Source organism: Candidatus Pelagibacter sp. (assembly GCF_965262185.1).
Lineage (GTDB): Bacteria > Pseudomonadota > Alphaproteobacteria > Pelagibacterales > Pelagibacteraceae > Pelagibacter.
The window spans coordinates 1,035,825-1,057,500 of sequence record NZ_OZ253498.1; the positions used below are offsets into that span (position 1 = coordinate 1,035,825).

Annotated in this window: 19 protein-coding genes, 1 rRNA gene and 1 riboswitch (1 of these 21 running past the window's edge); of the genes, 15 read left to right on the forward strand and 5 right to left on the reverse strand. The window is 29.9% G+C overall.

Going from position 1 to position 21,676, the window contains the following annotated elements; genetic code table 11:
• The first annotated feature begins 1 nt into the window (after nucleotide 1).
• Nucleotides 2–931, forward strand: a complete 930-nt coding sequence (gene argF, locus ACQY31_RS05745; protein WP_428079341.1) for an ornithine carbamoyltransferase — start codon at nucleotides 2–4, stop codon at nucleotides 929–931.
• Here the strand turns inward: argF and ACQY31_RS05750 are convergent.
• Nucleotides 923–1,462, reverse strand: a complete 540-nt coding sequence (locus ACQY31_RS05750) for a c-type cytochrome (protein WP_428079344.1) — start codon at nucleotides 1,460–1,462, stop codon at nucleotides 923–925. The genes argF and ACQY31_RS05750 overlap by 9 nt on opposite strands.
• Nucleotides 1,463–1,556: 94 nt before the next feature.
• Between ACQY31_RS05750 and kdsB the strand changes: the two genes are divergently transcribed.
• From kdsB to recR, 5 genes are all read left to right on the forward strand, one after another.
• A complete protein-coding gene (kdsB, locus tag ACQY31_RS05755; protein ID WP_428079346.1) occupies nucleotides 1,557–2,288 on the forward strand; it encodes a 3-deoxy-manno-octulosonate cytidylyltransferase in 732 nt (243 codons plus the stop codon).
• Nucleotides 2,288–3,124 (forward strand): prephenate dehydratase domain-containing protein, encoded by an 837-nt coding sequence (locus tag ACQY31_RS05760; protein WP_428079348.1) that lies wholly within the window; start codon nucleotides 2,288–2,290, stop codon nucleotides 3,122–3,124. Before kdsB ends, ACQY31_RS05760 begins: the two co-directional genes overlap by 1 nt.
• A 138-nt stretch (nucleotides 3,125–3,262) precedes the next feature.
• The gene (gene dnaX / locus ACQY31_RS05765; RefSeq protein WP_428079350.1) at nucleotides 3,263–4,912 is read left to right on the forward strand and encodes a DNA polymerase III subunit gamma/tau; all 1,650 of its coding nucleotides are present in this window, start codon (nucleotides 3,263–3,265) and stop codon (nucleotides 4,910–4,912) included.
• Nucleotides 4,905–5,222, forward strand: coding sequence for a YbaB/EbfC family nucleoid-associated protein (locus tag ACQY31_RS05770; RefSeq protein ID WP_262590178.1), 318 nt, complete (start codon nucleotides 4,905–4,907; stop codon nucleotides 5,220–5,222). The genes dnaX and ACQY31_RS05770 overlap by 8 nt, the downstream gene beginning before the upstream one ends.
• Nucleotides 5,223–5,225: 3 nt before the next feature.
• Nucleotides 5,226–5,837: a recombination mediator RecR gene (gene recR, locus ACQY31_RS05775; protein ID WP_428079353.1), complete on the forward strand. Its 612-nt coding sequence runs from the start codon at nucleotides 5,226–5,228 to the stop codon at nucleotides 5,835–5,837.
• Here recR and ACQY31_RS05780 read toward each other — a convergent pair.
• Nucleotides 5,824–7,986, reverse strand: coding sequence for a malate synthase G (locus ACQY31_RS05780; protein ID WP_428079355.1), 2,163 nt, complete (start codon nucleotides 7,984–7,986; stop codon nucleotides 5,824–5,826). The two genes, recR and ACQY31_RS05780, sit on opposite strands and share 14 nt — an antisense overlap.
• A 79-nt stretch (nucleotides 7,987–8,065) precedes the next feature.
• Nucleotides 8,066–8,153: riboswitch (glycine riboswitch) on the reverse strand.
• A 104-nt stretch (nucleotides 8,154–8,257) separates the two neighbouring features.
• Here ACQY31_RS05780 and ACQY31_RS05785 point away from each other — a divergent pair.
• Nucleotides 8,258–9,352: an acetyl-CoA carboxylase carboxyltransferase subunit alpha gene (locus ACQY31_RS05785; protein WP_428079357.1), complete on the forward strand. Its 1,095-nt coding sequence runs from the start codon at nucleotides 8,258–8,260 to the stop codon at nucleotides 9,350–9,352.
• A 3-nt stretch (nucleotides 9,353–9,355) separates the two neighbouring features.
• Here ACQY31_RS05785 and secA read toward each other — a convergent pair whose 3' ends face one another.
• Nucleotides 9,356–11,890 carry a preprotein translocase subunit SecA gene (gene secA / locus ACQY31_RS05790; protein ID WP_428079358.1) on the reverse strand — a complete coding sequence of 845 codons (2,535 nt, stop codon included), beginning with the start codon at nucleotides 11,888–11,890 and terminating at the stop codon, nucleotides 9,356–9,358.
• Between the two features lie 65 nt (nucleotides 11,891–11,955).
• Between secA and argJ the strand changes: the two genes are divergently transcribed.
• Nucleotides 11,956–13,257, forward strand: a complete 1,302-nt coding sequence (gene argJ, locus ACQY31_RS05795; protein ID WP_428079360.1) for a bifunctional glutamate N-acetyltransferase/amino-acid acetyltransferase ArgJ — start codon at nucleotides 11,956–11,958, stop codon at nucleotides 13,255–13,257.
• A 39-nt stretch (nucleotides 13,258–13,296) separates the two neighbouring features.
• Nucleotides 13,297–13,725, forward strand: a complete 429-nt coding sequence (locus ACQY31_RS05800; RefSeq protein ID WP_428079362.1) for a DUF1178 family protein — start codon at nucleotides 13,297–13,299, stop codon at nucleotides 13,723–13,725.
• Here the strand turns inward: ACQY31_RS05800 and ubiG are convergent.
• Nucleotides 13,722–14,444 carry a bifunctional 2-polyprenyl-6-hydroxyphenol methylase/3-demethylubiquinol 3-O-methyltransferase UbiG gene (gene ubiG, locus ACQY31_RS05805; RefSeq protein WP_428079364.1) on the reverse strand — a complete coding sequence of 241 codons (723 nt, stop codon included), beginning with the start codon at nucleotides 14,442–14,444 and terminating at the stop codon, nucleotides 13,722–13,724. The two genes, ACQY31_RS05800 and ubiG, sit on opposite strands and share 4 nt — an antisense overlap.
• A gap of 76 nt (nucleotides 14,445–14,520) precedes the next feature.
• Between ubiG and ACQY31_RS05810 the strand changes: the two genes are divergently transcribed.
• The 5 genes from ACQY31_RS05810 to ACQY31_RS05830 are packed head-to-tail and all read left to right on the forward strand — an operon-like array spanning nucleotide 14,521 to nucleotide 19,202.
• Complete coding sequence (locus ACQY31_RS05810) at nucleotides 14,521–15,732, forward strand: aspartate kinase (RefSeq protein WP_428079365.1); 1,212 nt, start codon at nucleotides 14,521–14,523, stop codon at nucleotides 15,730–15,732.
• A 4-nt stretch (nucleotides 15,733–15,736) separates the two neighbouring features.
• Nucleotides 15,737–16,831, forward strand: a complete 1,095-nt coding sequence (ispG, locus tag ACQY31_RS05815) for a flavodoxin-dependent (E)-4-hydroxy-3-methylbut-2-enyl-diphosphate synthase (RefSeq protein ID WP_428079367.1) — start codon at nucleotides 15,737–15,739, stop codon at nucleotides 16,829–16,831.
• 2 nt (nucleotides 16,832–16,833) lie between these two features.
• The gene (gene prfA, locus ACQY31_RS05820; protein ID WP_428079370.1) at nucleotides 16,834–17,907 is read left to right on the forward strand and encodes a peptide chain release factor 1; all 1,074 of its coding nucleotides are present in this window, start codon (nucleotides 16,834–16,836) and stop codon (nucleotides 17,905–17,907) included.
• Entirely contained in the window at nucleotides 17,908–18,750 is an 843-nt protein-coding gene (gene prmC / locus ACQY31_RS05825; protein ID WP_428079372.1) for a peptide chain release factor N(5)-glutamine methyltransferase, read from the forward strand.
• 11 nt (nucleotides 18,751–18,761) lie between these two features.
• Nucleotides 18,762–19,202 (forward strand): DUF4167 domain-containing protein, encoded by a 441-nt coding sequence (locus ACQY31_RS05830; protein WP_428079373.1) that lies wholly within the window; start codon nucleotides 18,762–18,764, stop codon nucleotides 19,200–19,202.
• Here the strand turns inward: ACQY31_RS05830 and ACQY31_RS05835 are convergent.
• Complete coding sequence (locus ACQY31_RS05835; protein ID WP_428079375.1) at nucleotides 19,199–20,491, reverse strand: peptidoglycan DD-metalloendopeptidase family protein; 1,293 nt, start codon at nucleotides 20,489–20,491, stop codon at nucleotides 19,199–19,201. The two genes, ACQY31_RS05830 and ACQY31_RS05835, sit on opposite strands and share 4 nt — an antisense overlap.
• A gap of 337 nt (nucleotides 20,492–20,828) precedes the next feature.
• Here ACQY31_RS05835 and ACQY31_RS05840 point away from each other — a divergent pair.
• Nucleotides 20,829–21,676 (forward strand): 16S ribosomal RNA (locus tag ACQY31_RS05840) (it continues 627 nt past the right edge of the window).

Consider the following 21,676-nt stretch of genomic DNA (forward strand, 5'->3'; position numbering starts at 1 on the left):
AATGAAACATTTTATAAATTTAAAAGATATTCCTGGGAAAGATTTAAGAAAAATAATTACTGATGCAAAAAAAAGAAAAAGTTCTAGAAAAAAACTTAATACATTAGAGACAGACAAAGGTGCCCCGTTAAAAGGTAAAATATTGATCCAAATGTTTGAAAAACCAAGTTTGAGAACAAGAATGAGTTTTTATTTAGCAATAAAACAGCTTGGAGGAGGAACTGTAACGCTCAGATCCAATGAACTTCATTTAGGACAAGGTGGTGAAAGTATATCTGATACAGCAAAGGTTCTCTCAACTTATGGCGACGGATTTATGTTGAGAACAGATAGTGATAAAAAAATTGAAGATTTTAAAAAATATTTGTCTATCCCAGTGATTAATGGTTTGAGCCCGTCCTCTCATCCAACCCAAGTGCTTTCAGATGTCTTTACAGTTGAGGAAATTACAAAAAAACCTATTTCTAAATTAAATATTTGCTGGATTGGAGATTCAAATAATGTGTTGGATAGTTTAATAGCTGCTTCAGTTAAATTTTCTTTCAAGCTAAGTATTGGTTGTCCAAAAAACTTTGAACCAGGAAAAGAAGTAAGAAGTTGGGTTAAAAAAAATAAGAGAAAAATTTATATTTATAATGATCCAAAAAAAGCTGCTAGTGGAGCAGATGTAATTTTTTCCGATAAAGTTATTTCGTTAAATGACAAAGTAAATAAAAAGAAAAAAATTCAGGCATTTAAAAAATTTAAAATTGATAAAAAATTAATAAGTTTTGCAAAAAAGAATTGCATTTTTTTACATTGTCTACCTAGAGGGAATGAAGTTACTGAAGATATTTTCTTAGGAAAAAAATCTCATGTATGGGTACAGGCTCTAAACAGAGTACATGTTCAAAAAAGTATACTGTTATATTGTTTTGGAAAATTAAGGTAGTGGTATAGGGCTATCTGAATTTTCATTAAGATATTTAATTACGGAAGCTCTATCTTTTTCTTTTCTTAATCCTGCAAATGCCATTTTTGTTCCTTTGATCCATTTAGCAGGTTTGGTTAAATAACCATTAAGCTCTTCGAGAGTCCACTCTTTATCGTAAGATGCTAATGACTTGGAATATTTGTAGTCCTCAATTATTCCAACCTTCCTACCAACCACGTTATACAAAGCAGGACCAATATTATTTTTTCCACCTTTTGCAATTGAGTGACAGGCTGCACATTTTTTAAAAACTTTTTCACCATGAGCTATATCACCCATTGCCATTAATGCAGCAATATCGACTTTTTCTTCTGCAGCAGCTGTTGTTGTAGACGATGCAGTAGATACTTGCTCTACATCTACTGCGTATCCTGGTGTTTCTGGCTTTTCTACATAGAAAATTATATCAGACAATTTTCCTATACCAATAACTAGAAGTGCAACCATTAGAACTGCAGCTACAATTTTATTTATTTCAAAAGAATCCATTTTTATAAATTTAATTTTGAACGTATAACATGATAAAATTAAAATTTGACTAAAATTAAATGTATAAATTTGCCTCTATTTTAATTTGTGATTTATGAAAACTCTCATAATTATACCATCTAGGTTATCTGCAACTAGACTTCCAAGAAAACCATTATTAAAAATCAACGATATTTCAATTATTTCACATGTATACAAGAGGGCAAAAGAGGCAAATATTGGAGAGGTGATTGTTGCTGCAGAAGATCAAGAGATAGTCGATGATGTGAAAAGTAACGGAGGCCAGGCCATTCTAACTAGCAGTAAGCATAAAACTGGTACAGACCGAATATATGAAGCTTATCAAAAACTCAACTTAGTTAATATTGATTTTATAATGAATCTTCAGGGTGACGAGCCAGCAATAAATATAGAGGATATCGTAAACCTAAATCAAATGATGATAGATCACAAAGCAAAAATAGGAACCCTTGCGGCCAAAATTGAGAATAAATTAGATTTAGCAAATGAAAATATAGTTAAAGTTATTACTGAAAATAATTTAGAAGATGAACCGTTTTCTAAAGCAAAAATATTTTTAAGGAAATCTCAAGATGTCTTAAATATTTATCACCATATTGGAATATACTGTTATTCATCTGAAATTCTTAAAAACTTTGTTGAATTAGCACAATCTAAACATGAAATTGAAAATAGATTAGAGCAACTTAGAGCATTAGATAATAATATCAAAATAAATGTTGCTCTAGCCAACAAAGCTCCTATAGGAGTTGACACAGAGGAAGATTATCTAGCCTTAAAAAAAATAATGGAATATAAGTCCTAATGGGTAAAATATATTTTCAAGGAACATTTGGAGCCTATTCTCATTTAGCAGCAGTATCAATTGATCCTGACGCTGAAATTTTACCTTGTAAAACTTTTGATGATTGTTTTAATAAAGCCTTGGAAGAACCTGATTGTAGAATAATAATACCAGAGTCTAACAGAATTACAGGAAATATAGGAATCGAATATCTAATTTTTAAACATAGATTGAATATTTACCAAGAGCATTTTCAAAAAATCGAACATAATTTATTAGGTCAACAGGGAGCTAAACTTTCTGATATAAAAGAAGTTTATTCTCATGCACAGGGTTTGTCGCAATGTTCAAATTTCATAAAAGAAAATAATATTGCTGAACATATAAGAGCAGATACAGCAGGATCAGCCGAAATGATTTCCAAAACAAAAGATAAAACACAAGCAGCAATAGCATCATCTCTAAGTGCTGAAATTTATAATCTTGATGTAATTAAGAAAAATATAGAAAACGAGACTGGAAATTTGACAAGGTTTCTTGTTATGGGAAAAAATATATCTCAACCTGAGTTTGGAAATAAAAAATATATAACTTCATTTTTATTTAAACTAAAAAGTAAACCTGCAGCTCTTTATCAATCGCTTGGAGGATTTGCTATCAATGGAGTAAATCTTACTAAGCTTCAAAGTTACCCTGAAAAAAATTCTTTCGAATCTTATTTTTTTTTATGTGATTTAGATGGACATATTGAAGATCCAAAGGTTCAAAAATCTCTTGAAGAGCTGGGCTTACATTGTGAGGATTTTCACGTCCTAGGTGTTTTTGAAGCCGATAGTTTGAGACAAAAAAAACAATAATCTTTTCTTGTAGATTAGAAATTTTAACTGCTATAATAGATTTGGAGGCTAGAGGTGGATGCTGCTTGAACCCGACCAGATCTTAACGGAAGCAGTCGTAGAGACAGTTATTCAGGTTCTAGTCTCCTTAAAAAATTTATGAATAATAACTCAAAAGTACTAGCTCTTAAATATAGACCTCAAATATTTGATGATCTTATTGGTCAAGACGTTGTTGCTGAAACAATTATAAACTCAATAAAAGCTAACAAAGTACCTAATGCATATTTGTTTACAGGAATTAGAGGGATTGGAAAAACTACAACTGCAAGAATTGTAGCAAAAGCCTTGAATTGCTCAAATGGCATTGAAAAAATGTGTATCGATAATTTGTGTGAAAATTGTCAGTCGATTGCAAATTCAAGTCACATTGATGTGCTTGAAATGGATGCGGCCAGCAAGACAGGAGTTGATGATGTTAGAGATCTAATTGAGTTTTCTAGATATGGGCCTACTTCAGCAAAGTACAAAATATTTATTATCGATGAAGTTCATATGTTAAGTAAACAAGCTTTTAATGCTTTACTAAAAACATTGGAAGAACCACCTTCATATTTAAAATTTGTATTTGCCACAACAGAAATAAAAAAGATTCCTATAACAGTCGTTTCAAGGTGTCAGCGTTTTGATCTTTCAAGGATTAAATCTTCTGAACTGTTAGATTTTATAAAAAAAATTAAAGATAAAGAAAACGGAAAAGTTACGGATGACGCTCTAAAATTAATTGTAAAAATATCTGAAGGATCAGTAAGAGATGCATTATCTCTATTAGATAGAGCGTTATTAAGTTTAGATAATGATAAAGAACTAGATTTAAATTCTGCTCAAAAGATTTTTGGTTATTTTGATAAATCACAATTAATTGATTTATTTGAATTGATATTAAGAGGAGAAGAAGAAAAGGTAATAAAAATTTATAGAAAAATATATGATCAGGGAGTTGAACCAAAAATATTTTTAAATGATTTTTTAGAGCTATTATATTACTTTAAAAATATAAATTCTTTAACTTTAGAAAGCACAAATTTTTCTCTTAATGATGAAGAATTTAATAAAATAAAAAATATTTCCAATCAAATCCAACCAGATGTATTAATTTTATTTTGGCAATTTTCTATCAAGTCGTTAGAGGAACTAGATATTGTATCAAATCAACATTTATCAATTGAAATGTTTTTAATTAGATTAATGCACTTAAGTTCTGTAAAACAAATTAAACAAATAGATACAAAAACTAAAGAAGAAAATTCAACAAGCAAAATTGAAATAAAAACAGAGACTAAAATTATTGATCAAATAAAAAATACCTCTCAAGAAGAAAAAAAGAATCCTGAAATACAAACTGAAGTTAAAGCAGAAGTCAAAACTCAAATTAATTCTTTTGATGAATTAATTGCTATTTGTACAAGTAAAAGAGAATTAAAACTTAAATTTGAATTAGAGAAAAATATCAATTTGGTTAAATTTGAAAAAAATAGGATTGAGATTTCATTTAATGACAGCCTTGATAAAGATTTTGTAAAAGATCTTTCCACAAAGCTTTTTGAATGGACAAAAGAAAGATGGATTATCACACTTAGTAAATCAAAAGGAGATCTCTCAATTAGAGAAAAGAAAGAAAATGAAAAAAAAATATTAATTGAAAAAGCTAAACAAACTGAAATTTATAAAAACTTTATGGAAAATTTTCCTGATGCAGAACTAGTAGATGTTAAATCGATAACTAAGGAGGATAAAGATAATGACTGATTTTAATAAAATATTAGACAAAGCAAAAGAACTTGAAGCAAAAATGAAAGAGAGTCAGCAAAAAATTAAGGAGATTAGAGTTGAGGGGGTTTCTGGCTCAAATTCGGCAAAAATCGTCTTGGATGGAGAAGGTGAAATGCAATCAATTAAACTATCAGATGAAATAATGAAAGAAGACAAATCAATAATAGAAGATTTAATTGTAGCTGCACATAATAACGCCAAATCACAATTAAAGTCGAAAACATCAGAAGAGATATCAAAAGCTACAGGTGGATTTGGAATACCTGGTTTTAAGTGGCCACTATAGTAGATGCAAAATATTAACGAGATTGAGGAATTAATAAAATTAATTTCAAAGCTTCCAGGTTTAGGACCAAAATCTGCCAAAAGGATTGTTTTAAAACTCATTAATAACCGCGATGAATTAGTAAAACCAATGGCAAACACATTGGCTCAAGTTTATAAAAATGTAACCAGATGTAATTCTTGTGGTTCACTTAAATCAATTTCAGCTGGATGTATAAATTGTGAAAATACAAAAAATAAATATTCAAAGATTTGTGTTGTAGAAGACATTGCTGATCAATGGTCGATTGAAAATTCAAATATTTATCAAGGGTATTTTCATATCCTGGGAGGCACCATTTCATCAGTAGGTCAAAGAAAAGAAGATTTACTTGTAAATTCGCTGGTTGAGAGAGTTAATCGAGATAAAATTGAAGAAGTTATATTAGCCACAAGTGCAACTGTTGAAGGTCAAACTACTGCTTACTACATTCAAGACAGCTTAAAGAATTCTAATGTAAAAATTACAAAACTTGCACAAGGGCTACCTGTAGGTGGTGAAATTGAAAGTTTAGACGACGGGACTTTATTTTCTGCTTTTAAAAATCGGTCTAACTTAGTTTCTAATTCAGATTAGACTTTTTACTAAGTCTATTTAAATGCAGTAAAGGTTCAGTATAACCAGATGGTTGTTCTTTTCCTTTAAACACCAAATCACAAGCAGTTTGAAATGCAATTGAATTTTCAAAGTTATCACTCATTCTTACGTAATTAGAGTCATTTTTATTTTGATCATCTACAATTTTAGCCATGTCTTTAAGAATTTCTACAACTTGAATTTTTGTTGTAATTCCGTGATGTATCCAATTTGCAATATGTTGAGATGAAATTCTAAGTGTAGCTCTATCTTCCATCAAACCTACGTTATTTATATCTGGTACTTTGGAGCATCCAACTCCTTGATCGATCCATCTGACTACATAACCCAATAAAGTTTGAGCTGAGTTAGAAATTTCTTTATTAATCTCATCTACAGACCAATTTGGTCTATCAGCAGTAGGTATTGTTAAAAGATCATCAAGCTTTGCTTGTTTTCTATTTTTAATTTTTTGTTGTTCTTCAAAAATATTTATTTCATGATAATGTAGCGAATGCAAAGCTGCAGCAGTTGGAGATGGAACCCATGCACAATTTGCACCTGATTTTAAATGTCCAGTTTTTTGCTCCATCATATCTTTCATTTTATCAGGCATTGCCCACATTCCTTTTCCAATTTGAGCTTTTCCAGAAAATCCACATTTTAAACCAATATCAACATTGTTATTTTCATATGCTGAAATCCATTTTGAAGTTTTCATGTCACCTTTTTTAATCATTGGACCAGCTTCCATAGAGGTGTGCATTTCATCACCAGTTCTGTCAAGAAAACCTGTATTTATAAAGAAAACTCTGTTTTTTAACGACCTAATGCACTCTTTTAAATTAGCTGAGGTTCTTCTTTCTTCATCCATTATTCCAATCTTGCAGGTGTATTTTGGTAAACCTAAAACTTCTTCAACTTTTGAGAAAAGCAAATCAGTAAATGCAGTTTCATCTGGTCCATGCATTTTTGGTTTCACGATATAAATAGAACCAGTTCTTGAATTGGTTTTTTTCTTAATATCATGAAGGGCTGCAGCTGTAGTAATGAACGCATCCATTATTCCTTCTGGAACTTCACTTCCATCTTTTAAAATTATTGAAGGATTAGTCATTAAGTGACCAACATTTCTAACTAGCAGCAAACTTCTTCCATGAAGCTTTAAACCTTTTCCATCTTTTGAAATATAGCTTCTATTAGGGTTAAGTTTTCTTTCAAATAATTTTCCTTCTTTTTCAAATTTTGATTTTAGATCACCTTTCATTAGACCTAGCCAATTTCTGTAACAAACAATTTTATCTTCTGCATCTACCGCAGCTACACTATCTTCGTTATCACAGATAGTTGACACCGCAGATTCTAAAATTATGTCACTGATGCCAGCATGATCTTGTTGAGCAGCAAAAGCTCTTGAGTCTTTTAAAATTTCTATATGTAAATTGTTATTTTTTAAAATTATAGCAGACGGGTTGTCAGCTTCACCTCTATGGCCAATAAATTTATTCTCATCTACCAAATCATAAATATCAGCACCTTTTAAAGCTTTAAATTTTCCATACTTAACGGCAAAACTTGTAATTTTTTGCCAACTCAATCCTGCTAAAGGAAAATATTTATCTAAAAAATCTCTTCCATATTTTATTACCATCTCACCTCTTAATGGGTCGTATCTTTCAGATACACTATCTTCTGATTGTTCAATTACATCTGTTCCATACAGACTATCGTATAAGCTCATCCATCTAGCATTAGCAGCATTTAATGCGTATCTCGCATTCATTACTGGTACAACAAGTTGAGGTCCAGCAATACTTGTTATTTCCTCATCAACATTTTGAGTTGATATTTCAAAATCATCACCTTCTTCTTTCAAATAACCGATTTCTATAAGAAATTTTTTATATTCTGACAAATTAAATTCATTTCCCTTATTTTTTATATGCCAATTGTCTATTTGTTTTTGTAAGTATTCTCTAAATTTTATTAATTCTTTATTTTTAGGTGCTAATTCATTAACTGTTTTCTCGAAGCCTGACCAAAAATTATCAACAGATATATCTGTTTCTTTTAATAGTTCGTCGCTAATAAATTGAGAAAGTTTTTCAGATACTTTTAAAGTATTTATATTTATATATTTTTCTTGCATATCACCTAAATTACCCCATCTGTATTTTTGCCTGAGAGTTTTGCTCCTTCGGCGGAATTAATTCTCTTTCCAGAGTGTTATGCAACTATCGGTCCTTTTTACCTGAGAGTTTCCGGGGTGGTTGCTCCTTCGGTGCTAAATCTATTAGTCTCTCCCGACAGCAAAATATGTATCTTCTTCTAGAAAAGAGTCAATTAATAACAATTACACCTTAAATTAAATATCATTTTATTGCCTTTTTTATGAATTAACCATCCGCTATAACCATATTATGAAAAATTATCTTAATTTTGAAACTGAGATTAAAGATTTAGAGACAGAATTGGAAAAATTAAAAGATCCCTATAATCAAGAGGGATTGTCAGAAGTAGATACGCAAAAAATTTCAAAAACACAAGTTGAGTTAGATCAAAAATTAAATGATATATATTCAAACCTAGATCCATGGCAAACCACCATGGTTGCAAGGCATGAAGACAGACCAAAATCTAAATTTTTCATAGATAATTTATTCGAAGATTTTATTTCTCTATCTGGAGACCGTTATTATGGTGAAGATAAATCTGTGATTACAGGTTTTGCAAAATTCAATGGTTATTCGGTTTTGGTTATCGGCCAAGAAAAGGGTGAAGATTTGGATAGTAGAATTCAAAGAAATTTTGGGATGATGAGACCTGAGGGTTATAGAAAAACTATTCGATTAATGAGTTTAGCAAATAAATTTAATATTCCAATTATCTCTTTTATAGATACGCCAGGTGCTTATCCAGGAGTTGGTGCAGAGGAAAGGGGTCAAGCTGAGGCAATAGCAAAATCAATTGAATGTTGCATGGAACTTAAAGTCCCAACTATTGCAATAATTATAGGTGAGGGTGGATCAGGTGGTGCGATTGCATTAGCATCATCTAATAAAGTTGTTATGCTGGAAAATGCAATTTATTCAGTAATATCTCCTGAAGGCTGTGCAACTATACTATGGAGAGATCCAAAAAAAATGCTTGATGCAGCAAAAGCAATGAAGCTTTCCGCAAAAGATTTATTAAAATTAAAAGTTATTGATGAAATAATCCCAGAACCTTTAGGTGGTGCTCACAGGGATAGAGACTTGATGTTAGACAATGTTAGAAAATATATTTCTAAAAATTTAGATCAATATAAAGAAATGACGTCAGAAGATATAATGAATGAAAGAAAAAATAAATTTTTAAAAATTGGAAGAAATGATGGTTTTATGAACAATGTAGAAGATTTAAGCAATTTGACCATTAAGAAAAATAACTTTGATAACATTTTTAAATCAAAAAAATTATTATTTGGTATTGGTGCTGGTTTATTATTGATGGCTTCCTTATTTTTTCTTTTTTAAGAATTACAAAGCTCCATGGCAATGTTTAAATTTCTTGCCCGATCCACAGAAGCATGGTTCATTTCTTCCCATTTTTTTGCTTTGTGGTTTTGGATTTACTCTTTCCTCATTGGAAGATCTTTCTTCTGTTATAACTTTTAAATTCATTAGAATTGTAACGTAGTCTAATTTTAGTTTTTCTAATAAATTTGAAAATAAATCAAAAGCTTCTTTTTTATATTCAACTAAAGGATCTCTTTGACCATAAGATCTTAATCCAATTACTTGTCTAAGTTGTTCTAAATATTGTATATGTGATTTCCAATTCAAATCTATTGTTTGCAAAAATATTCTTTTTTCAATTTCTTTTGCATGCTGCTCGTCTAGAACTTTAATTCTTTCATTACGTGCTTCATTAAATTTTGAGGATATTTGCTCTTTCAGAACATTATCTTTTGCAGAAATTAAACTTTCAAGTTCAGTATCATTAAAACTTTTCCCAACAATTTGCCTAACTTTATTGTTAAATTCATTACTTTTTGGATTAGATAGATTTTGAATTTTTAATTTTATCAAGTCTTCTGATATTTCTTTTAAAAATTCGTCAGAATAATCGAAAATATTTTCACTATTCATCGCGTTCTTTCTTTGAGAAAATACAACATGTCTTTGGTCGTTCAAAACATTATCAAATTTGATAAGTGTTTTTCTGATATCAAAATTTCTGGCCTCAACTTTTTGCTGAGCTCTTTCTAATGCTTTATTGATCCAAGGGTGATCAATACTTTCACCATCTTTTAAACCAAGTTTTTCAAGCATATTATTCATAGACTCTGAGCCAAAAATTCTCATCAAATCATCTTCTAAACTTACATAAAATACAGAACTACCTTCATCTCCCTGTCGTCCAGCTCTTCCTCTTGCTTGATTATCCACTCTTCTAGACTCCATTCTTTCTGTACCAATTACAAATAAGCCACCTAGAGATTTAATTTTTTCTTTATCTATTTTTAACTGATCATCAGGTATTGATCCTTTTTTTCCACCAAGCTGGATGTCAACACCTCTACCAGAAATACTGGTTGTAATTATCAAAGATTTTTCTTTTCCAGCATTTGCAATAATTTCAGCTTCATTTTCATGGTTCTTTGCATTTAAAACTACGTGTTTAATTTTTTTTTCATTTAATAATTTAGAATAAACTTCAGATTTGTTGATACTAGATGTGAAAACCAAAATTGGTTGACCAATTTCGTGTTTTTCAATGATCTTATTAATTATTGCATCATTTTTTTCTTTTTCAGTTCTAAAGATCAAATCATTATAGTCCTTTCGGATCATTTCTTTATTTGTTGGTATTACTACTACTGAAAGATTGTATATCTCAAAAAATTCCTCAGACTCAGTGACTGCAGTACCGGTGCAACCTGATATTTTCTTATATAGTTTAAAATAATTTTGATAGGTTATAGATGCTAAAGTTTGATTTTCAGCTTGTATCTGAATTTTTTCTTTAGCTTCAAGAGCTTGATGAAGTCCATCTCCAAATCTTCTTCCTTCTAAAATTCTACCAGTTAATTCATCTATAATTTTAAGAACTCCATCTTTTACTATGTAATCCTTTCCTTTTTCAAACAAGTGATTTGCACGGAGTGCTTGGTTTACGTGGTGAACTAAATGAAGATTTTCTGGGTCATAAAAATTCTCATTTTTTAGAATACCTGCATTAGAAAAAAGTTTTTCAACATTATTAATACCCTCGTTTGTTAAAAGTATATTTTTTTCTTTCTCATCTATTTCAAAATCTTTGTTATTTAAAATTTTAACAAGTTTATCTATTGTTAAGTATTGAGCGGTTTTATCTTCCGCAGCTCCAGAAATTACTAGTGGAGTTCTTGCTTCATCAATTAAACAGGAGTCTATTTCATCTACAATTGAAAATACATGAGATCTTTGAACCATCTCTTTTTGAGAAAACTTCATGTTATCTCTTAGATAATCAAAGCCTAATTCACTATTGGTTGCATAAGTAATGTCACAATTGTAGTTTTTCTTTCTTTCTAGATCATCTTGGTCGTTATTTATAAATCCAGAAGTAAGACCTAGAAAATTATATATGAGACCCATTTCCATCGAATCTCTTTTTGCTAAGTAATCATTAACTGTTACTATATGAACGCCATTTTCAGATAGCGCATTTAAATAAGCTGCTAAAGCAATAGTGAGTGTTTTTCCTTCACCTGTTCTCATTTCAGCAATTTTACCTTCGTGAAGAACTACTCCCCCAATAAGTTGAACATCAAAGTGTCTTTCTTGTCTTGTTCTTTTTGCAGCTTCTCTTACTAGTGCAAATGCTTCAGGTAGAATTTCCTCTAAACTTTTTCCATTTTTTAATTGATTTTTAAATTCAACTGTTTTTTTTGGAAAGTCTGTATCGCTTAATTTTATGAATTGTTCCTCGTATGAATTTATTTTTTCTACAATTTTTCCAATTCTATCTAGTTCTTTTTGGTTACTAGATTTGATAAATTTTGTAATTAGGTTAAGTGGGTTAAACATGACTATTTGATTTATTCTTTAAATATATTGTTTAATATATGTATTAAACAATTATTTTAAATATCATGGGTATTAATTTAACAAATTTTTTAACCTCGAAATCAAAAAATACCAGAATGATGGATTTCCAGGACCTTGACCATATAGATGGCTTATCTATTTCAGCTCTAAGTGCAGATTTATATAAAACTAAAAGAGATGATTTAGTAATGTTTTACTTTAGAGATGGTGCAAATCATGCCTCTGTCTATACTAAGTCAAAAATTATCTCAGAAAATATTAAATGGAATCTTAATCAAAAATCAAAAAAAATTTATTCTCTTATTGTAAATACTAGAAATGCAAATGCTTTCACAGGTAAACAAGGTTACGAAAGTCTTGCAAAAATTGCTGATTTAGCTTCTGAGCAATTATCAAAAAAACAAGTTGAAGATGAAGATTATCCAAAGAAAATTACTTCAAAAGAAATTATTTTTGGATGTACAGGTACGATAGGTGAAACTTTTCCATGTCAAAAGATATTAGATCAAATTCCAAACTTGATTAAAAAAATTAACTACACACAAAACAAATTTCTTTGGATGAAAGCAGCCTTAGGAATAATGACCACTGATACAAAACCAAAACTTGCGATGGAAGAATGTAAAATTGGAGATAAAGAAGTAAAAATTTATGGTGTCGCCAAAGGTTCGGGTATGATATTTCCAAATATGGGAACCACCTTGGCATACATATTTACAGATGCCAACTTATCAAATGATATTTTAAGTAAATTATTAAAAAAAAATATTACAAATACATTTAATGCTATCTCGTGTGATGGAGACACTAGCACAAATGATATGGTTAGTATTTTTGCAACAAATAAAGCAAACAATTCAAATATTATAAGTATTAATGATATAAAACTAAAAAAATTTGACAAAGCATTAAACAATGTTTTGTTAAATTTAGCTAAGAGAGTAGTTTCTGATGGAGAAGGGGCATCAAAATTTGTCACTATAAATATTAATAAAAGCAAAAGCGAACAAGATGCAAAGACGATTGCTTTCTCAATAGCAAATTCAGCTTTGGTAAAAACAGCTATTGCGGGTGAAGATCCAAACTGGGGACGAATAGTGATGGCAATAGGAAAAGCTGGACCAAAAATAAATTTAAATAAATTAGGTTTTAAATTTGGAAATTATCAAATAATTCAGGGTGGAAAATTACACAAGAACTACGATGAAAAATTATTAGCAGAATATATGAAAGGTGAAAATATAGATATCACTGTAGATTTGTTTACTGGTACTAAAAGCTTTACTGCTTTTACTATGGATTTTACAAAAAATTATGTTGAGATTAATGCTGATTATAGAAGTTAACTATATTGAAATATAAATTTTGATAACTAATTCTATACTATGATAAAATATAAACTTTTGTGCAACGATTGTGAATTAAAGTTTGATAGTTGGTTCTCTTCTTCATCAGAATATGAAAAATTAAAAAAGAAAAAACTTTTAATCTGTCACAACTGTAATTCTGAAAAAGTTGAAAAAACATTAATGGCTCCTCAGCTAATAAGTAGAAAAGCTAAAAATGAAGAAAAATTTGATACTCAGAAGTACAAAAAAATTAAAAAGACAATTAAGAATTACCAAAAGTTTATAAAAGATAATTTTGAGTACGTTGGGGATAATTTTGCATATGAAGCTAGATCTATTCACTACAACAGTAAGAAACCTACAAAAGGTATATATGGTAAAGCCTCTCAGAAAGACATTAAAGAGCTCAAAGAAGAGGGCATAGATACACAATTAATTCCTTGGGTTGATGAAAAAGAAAATTAGTTTTTCTTAAATTCAGCTATATAATTTACTGATAAATCTTTAGAAACATTCCATTCATCCTTCAGAATGCTAAAATTCATTCCATCAATTTTTTTTAGATTAAGATTATTTTTGATTAGTATACTTTTTAATTCTTCAGGCTTAACAAACTTTTCCCATTCATGGGTGCCAATAGGAAGCCATCTCAAAACATATTCTGCACCAACAATTGCAAATATATATGATTTTAAGGTTTTATTTATAGTTGCAACAAACATTAATCCATTTTTTTTTAAAAGATTAGCACATGATTTTAAAAAAAAATCAACATCCTCAACATGTTCAACAATCTCCATGTTCAAAATTACATCAAATTTTTTTGTTGTTTTTAGTTTTTCAGGAGATGAACATATATAGTTTATTTTTAGATTATTTTTTTTTGCATGTAAGCTTGCTATAGCAATATTTTTATTTGAAGCATCGATTGCAGTAACATTAGCTCCTAATCTACACATGGGCTCAGATAACAATCCACCTCCACATCCAATATCAAGGACATTTATTCCAGAAAGAGGATATTTTTTATTTTTAAGTTGAAATTCCTTAATTATATTTTCTTTTATGTATTTTATTCTTATAGGATTAAATTTATGAAGAGGTTTAAATTTTCCTTCTGGATCCCACCATTCGGCTGCCATATTTGAAAATTTTTCTATTTCTTTTTTATTAATACTGTTCATAATATATAATTAGTTGACATAACAATTAAGATGTACTTTATCAATTTATAATTAAATTATATTAATTCAACTGATCATGAAAACTGTTGTACTAAAATTTGGTGGAACTTCTGTTGGCAGTATAGATAGAATAAAAAAAGTATGTAAAATTATAGCTGCTTATAAAAAGAAAAAAAATAGAGTTTTGGTGATTTCATCTGCAATGAGTGGAGTGACCAATGAGCTTGTAAAAAAATCGAAGCAAATTAGTAATAATTTTAGCAGATCTGAATATGATGCGCTTGTCTCTACCGGTGAACAGGTTTCATGTGCTTTAATTGCAGGAAGACTTACTCATGATGGTTTTAAGTCTAGGTCATGGGTTTCTTGGCAATTACCAATAATTACCGATGGACCTTATGCTGGAGCGAGAATAAATAAGATAATTACAAAAGAATTAAATAATTATGTGAAACAAGGTGGGATCCCAATTATTACTGGTTTTCAAGGAATTAATAATGAAAATAGAATTACCACAATAGGAAGAAGTGGTTCTGATGCCACTGCAATAATGTTAGCAAAATTTATAAAAGCTGATGAATGTATTATTTATACAGATGTTGATGGTGTTTATACTACTGATCCAAGACAACATAAAAAAGCAAAGAAAATTAAAAAAATATTTTATGATGAGATGTTAGAAATGGCATCTTTAGGATCAAAAGTGATGCAACCAACATCGGTTCAAGATGCAAAGTTAAACAACATTGATATTAAAGTTAAATCTTCATTTGATAATAAACCAGGTACATTAATAACAGGCTCTAAAAAGGCCTTTAGTGATCAAATAATTACCGGGATATCTTCAACTAAAAATGATGCCAAGATCACAATTGTAGGAGTTAAAGATAGACCTGGTGTTGCTGCTTCAGTTTTTAGACCACTATCAAGAAATTTGATTAATGTTGATATGGTTGTACAAAATATTTCTCAAAATGGAAAAGATACTGACTTAACTTTTACAATTAAATCTGATGATCTGAAAAAAACTGAGAAATTAATTAAGCAAAATAAATCGATATCTTATAAAAAACTTTCTTTTGATAAAAATCTTTCCAAAGTTTCTATAATTGGAGTTGGAATGATTACTACACCTGGAATTACTTACAGGATGTTTCAAGCTTTAGCTTCAAAAAAAATAAATATTTTAGTTATATCAACATCTGAAATTAAAATTTCAGTATTAGTTTCATCAAAAAATGTAAAAAAAGCAATAGCTGCTCTTCATAAAGAATTTAAACTAGATTAAACTTATGAATGTAAGACCATTTAGAAATATAAATCGAAAAAAAACTAAAGTAATTAACGTTGGTAGTGTTAAAGTTGGTGGTGACAATCCAATATCAGTTCAATCAATGACTAATACTTTGACTACAGATATTTCAGCTACTATAGAACAAATAAATAAAATTTATGAAGAGGGTGCTGATCTGGTAAGAGTTTCTTGTCCAGATGAAGACTCTTCAAAAGCCTTAAAAGAAATTACAAAAAATGTTCAAATACCTGTAATTGCAGATATTCATTTTCATTATAAAAGAGCTATAGAGGCTGCAGAAAATGGAGCGAAATGTTTAAGAATAAATCCTGGAAATATTGGTGATAAAAATAAAATTCATGAGGTCTTAAGTGCAGCAAAAAATAATGATTGTTCAATCCGAATAGGAGTTAATGCAGGTTCTTTAGAAAAAGATATTCTAGAAAAGTATAAAGAGCCATGCCCTGAGGCATTAGTAGAGAGTGCAAAAAGAAACATTAAAATATTAGAAGATCAAGATTTTTTTAATTTCAAGATAAGCGTAAAGTCCTCTGATGTATTTTTGTCGATTGCAGCTTACAGACTGCTTTCGGACGCTACAGATTATCCTCTTCATCTTGGAATAACTGAAGCTGGAAGTTTTGTATCAGGAAGCGTTAAGTCTTCAATAGGACTAGGTTCATTGCTATTAGATGGAATAGGTGACACCTTAAGAGTTTCTTTGTCAGATGATCCTGTAAAAGAGGTTAAGATTGGAAATGAAATACTTAAATCTTTAGGATTACGAAATAGAGGTGTTAAAATAATTTCTTGTCCGTCTTGTGCAAGACAAGCATTTCAAGTTATTGATATAGTTAAAATTTTAGAGGAAAAGTTATCCCACATAAAAACTCCAATTACCCTATCTATAATTGGCTGTGTTGTAAATGGACCTGGTGAGGCTGCTTTAACTGATATTGGAATAACTGGAGGTGGAAAAGGTAATAATATGCTTTATTTATCTGGAGTGCAAAGTGAGAAAGTAACAACTAATGATATAGTTAATAAAGTAGTAGCAGAAGTTGAAAAAAAGGCCTCTGAATTAGAAAATTAACAATGATACCAACAAAGACCATCGAAGAATTAATTACAAAACATTCTGCACTAGAAAAAGATCTATCATCAGGAAGTTTAGATAATAAAGCATTTGCCGAAAAGTCAAAAGAATATTCGGATGTTAATGAAATAATTTTTAATGCTAAAAAATATTTATCGTTCGAAAATGAAAAACAAGAATTAGAGAAAATATTAGAGGACAACTCTTCAGATAAAGAATTAAAAAATATGGCTGAGTTAGAACTTGTTGATTTGAAATCTCAACACGAAATCAACGAAAAAAAATTAAAATTATTTCTACTGCCAAAAGATGAAGCAGATAAAAAAAATGCAATAATAGAAATAAGAGCTGGAACTGGTGGACTAGAGGCAAGTTTATTTGCTTCAGACCTTTTCAAAATGTATGAAAAAGTAAGTCATAAAAAAAAGTGGTCATTAGAACTTATTTCTATTTCAAGAAGTGATGCTGGGGGCTTAAAAGAGGTGATTGCATTTATTAAAGGTACAAATATATATTCAACATTAAAATATGAGAGTGGTGTACATAGAGTTCAAAGAGTTCCAGATACCGAAACTCAAGGAAGAGTGCATACATCTGCAGCTACTGTTGCTGTATTACCTGAAGCTGAAGAAGTAGATTTAAAAATAAACGACTCTGACTTAAGAATTGACGTTTTTCGAGCAGGTGGTCCAGGAGGTCAATCAGTTAACACAACAGATAGTGCTGTTAGAATAACTCATATACCCACTGGTTTATCAGTTTCTCAACAAGATGAAAAATCGCAGCACAAAAATAAAGCAAAAGGAATGAAAATTTTAAGAGCAAGATTATATGAACTTGAAAGATCAAGAATTGATCAAGAAAGATCACAAGATAGAAAAACTAAAATTGGTACTGGAGATAGATCAGAAAGAATTAGAACTTATAATTTTCCTCAGGGTAGAGTTACAGATCACAGAATAAATTTAACTTTGCATAAATTAGAGGAATTTCTTGAGGGTGAAGCTTTTGATGAAATGATAGAGTCACTTACACTGCAAGCACAAGAAGAAAGTTTAAGTAATTTAAAATAAATGAATATTCAATCAGCAATAACTCAAGGTGCTAAAATTTTAAAAGATAAATTTTGTTTAAATCCTTATTTGGATTCAGAAATTTTAATGTCAAAAGCAATTAATAAAGATAAAAAATACTTAATACTTAATTCTCAAAAAAAAATAGAAGAAATAAATTTAAATACATTTCAAAAACTAATTAATGAAAGGTCTGAAGGTAAGCCGGTATCGTATTTAACTAATAAAAAGTTATTTTGGAATTCAGAATTTTTTGTAACAGAAGATACTTTAATTCCTCGTCCTGATACTGAGCTAATTGTTGAAAATATTTTAAAATTAACAAAAAATAAAAGTAAACTTAGTATTTTAGATATAGGCATAGGATCTGGATGTATACTTTTGTCAATATTAAGAGAGAGAAAAGATTTTTATGGCACTGGAATAGATATAAGCAAAAATTGTTTAAAAATAGCTAATATGAATGCTATTAGTTTAAATGTTCACTCTAGACTTAAATTATATAAATCTAATGTTGACAAATTTAGTTTGGGCAAATATGATTTGATAGTTTCTAATCCTCCTTATATTAAAAAACATATTATAAAATATTTGGATAAAGGAATTGCTAGGTTTGAACCAAAAATAGCACTAGATGGTGGATTGGATGGTTTATCAGAAATCAGAAAAGTTATTAAAAAATCATCTGAGCTGATTAAAAAAAATGGTAAATTTATTTTAGAGATTGGTTTTGATCAAAAAAATAAAGTAATTAAATTATTAAATAAAGAGGGTTTTTATATAAATAGTGCTCTAAAAGATCTTGCTTATAATGATCGATGCATAATCTGCACAAAAATATAATTATTTAAATCATGGTAACATTTAGGAATAACAGCAATAACAACAATAGAAGAAATAATTTTAGAAGAAACGATAGAAATTTTAAATCTAATGGTGACAGGCAGAAATTTAGTTCAAATTTTTCTAATAGTGATAATTTTAAAAGAAAGTCACCAGGAAGAAATAATCACAATGCACCAAAACTGATCGAAAAGTACAATGATCTAGCTAGAGAAGCTTTGTCAAATGGTGACAAAATTCTCTCTGAAAATTACCTTCAGCATGCTGATCATTTCACGAGAATACTAAATGAAAGAGAAAGTTTCAAAAAAGAGAGAAATTTTGAAGAGAAATCTGATGAAAATGGAAAAGAAACAAATAAGCCATCAGAAAACGTTGATGTTTCTGAAAAAAATTTAAAAGACAATTCTAACTTAGATATTCAAGTTGAAACAACAGCAGAGGCCAATTAATTTAAACCTATAATTTTTTCTGATTTAAGAACATCTAGTTTAATTTTATTTGTTTCAAATAATTTTCTTTCCTTACCCTTCAAAATTTTACCAGAAGGAAGCTTTAGTTTTTGAGAATTAACTTTTTTTCCGTTAACAATCACTTCGTAATGTAAATGAGGTCCAGTAGACTTACCGGTAGAACCAACGTAACCTATTGTTTGACCTTGTTTTACTCTTACTCCTGCTTTAATACCACGAGCAAACTTTGACATGTGAGCATACACTGTTTGATAAGTTGAGTTATGTCTTATTTTTACACAGTTACCACCTCCACCACACCATCCAGCTTTTTTTACAACACCGTCACCAGATGCCATTATAGGTGTTCCTGTTGGTGCAGCAAAATCGGTACCTCTATGCATTTTATTGTATCCATCTATAGGATGTTTTCTCATACCAAAGGAAGATGAAAGTCTTGCTCCATTAATTGGAGTTTTCATTAAAGCTTTTTTAACACTCTTACCATTTTTATCATAATGTCCTTCACTTCCCTCTTTATCAAAATAATAAAGTCCATTATCTTGCCCACTTAATCTTAAATTAGCAAAAAGTATTTCTCCTGTCTCAATGATTTTATTTTTATCATTTAGGAAAACTTCATACATTATTTGAAACTTATCTTGTTTTCTTATATCTCTTTGGAAGTCGACTTGAAAACCATATATCCTAGCAAATTCAATTATTATATTTGCTGGTATTTTTTCGTCTGTTGCAGCTTTATATAGACTTTGTAAAATTAAGTTTTCTTTGTAAACTATTTTTTTTTCCAATTTAATTGATATAATTTCATCATTAAAAGTATTTTTAGAATTATCTCTTACTAAAAATATTTTTTGTTTATTTGATATTTGAAAAGTAAATTCATTAATTTGATTATTGGTTTTATCTAAGCTGAACTCAATAATTTGTTTAGTATTCAATTTATTAAGATTAACTTTTTTTTTTAAAGCATTTTTTATTTCTGATATTTCCTTTTTTTGTATTTGATAATTCTCTAAAATTTTATCAAATGTTTCGCCAGATTTTATTTTATGTTTTATTTTTTTGTATTTTGGTTCAAGGTTTTCAACTATGTGTGTAAGTGTTTTTTTAAAGTAGACATTATCAATAAAATTATTATGGATTTCTAAATTCTCTTTTTTTGTTGAATTAAAATAATTAGTGAAGATAGCAGTAAGAAGAATCAAATAAACTAAGCCAAAAATCTGAAAGTTTTTTTTAATCTTACTCAATAGAATTTTAAACATTTTATATTTAAGTGAACACAATTATTAGTTTAGAGAGTGGTAAAAATCAAAAAAAAGCCCTTAAAATGCGGTGTTTTTATTTAAAAATTTATTCTTAAATGCTTGATTTCCATTATTTTTAGCCTATAAGCACTGAACTTTCTCAGTAAAATTATTGTTAATACAATAAATTAGTGAGGATTATTGAGCTTTTTTTGCTCAATTAGCTATTTTAAAAGTTAAAATTTAAGAAGAGAAGTGTGGACGGTTAAGGTTACCAAAAATTTGTCGTACACACTTCAATCACATATAAATTTTATTCTTAGAATTTATATGGAAGCTAGTGTGCGCCGTTTTTAAACTTGAGAGTTTGATCATGGCTCAGAACGTACGCTGGCGGCACGCCTAACACATGCAAGTCGAACGAAGTAGCAATACTTAGTGGCAGACGGGTGAGTAACATGTAGGCATCTACCCTTTGGCCTGGAATAACACGAGGAAACTTGTGCTAATACCGGATAAGTCTTTACGGAGAAAGCTTTATGCACCATTGGATGAGCCTGCACTTGATTAGTTTGTTGGTGGGGTAATGGCCTACCAAGACTGTGATCAATAGCTGATTTGAGAGGATGATCAGCCACATTGGGACTGAGACACGGCCCAAACTCCTACGGGAGGCAGCAGTGGGGAATCTTGCACAATGGAGGAAACTCTGATGCAGCGATGCCGCGTGAGTGAAGAAGGCCTTTGGGTTGTAAAGCTCTTTCGTCGGGGAAGAAAATGACTGTACCCGAATAAGAAGGTCCGGCTAACTTCGTGCCAGCAGCCGCGGTAATACGAAGGGACCTAGCGTAGTTCGGAATTACTGGGCTTAAAGAGTTCGTAGGTGGTTGAAAAAGTTAGTGGTGAAATCCCAGAGCTTAACTCTGGAACTGCCATTAAAACTTTTCAGCTAGAGTATGATAGAGGAAAGCAGAATTTCTAGTGTAGAGGTGAAATTCGTAGATATTAGAAAGAATACCAATTGCGAAGGCAGCTTTCTGGATCATTACTGACACTGAGGAACGAAAGCATGGGTAGCGAAGAGGATTAGATACCCTCGTAGTCCATGCCGTAAACGATGTGTGTTAGACGTTGGAAATTTATTTTCAGTGTCGCAGCGAAAGCGATAAACACACCGCCTGGGGAGTACGACCGCAAGGTTAA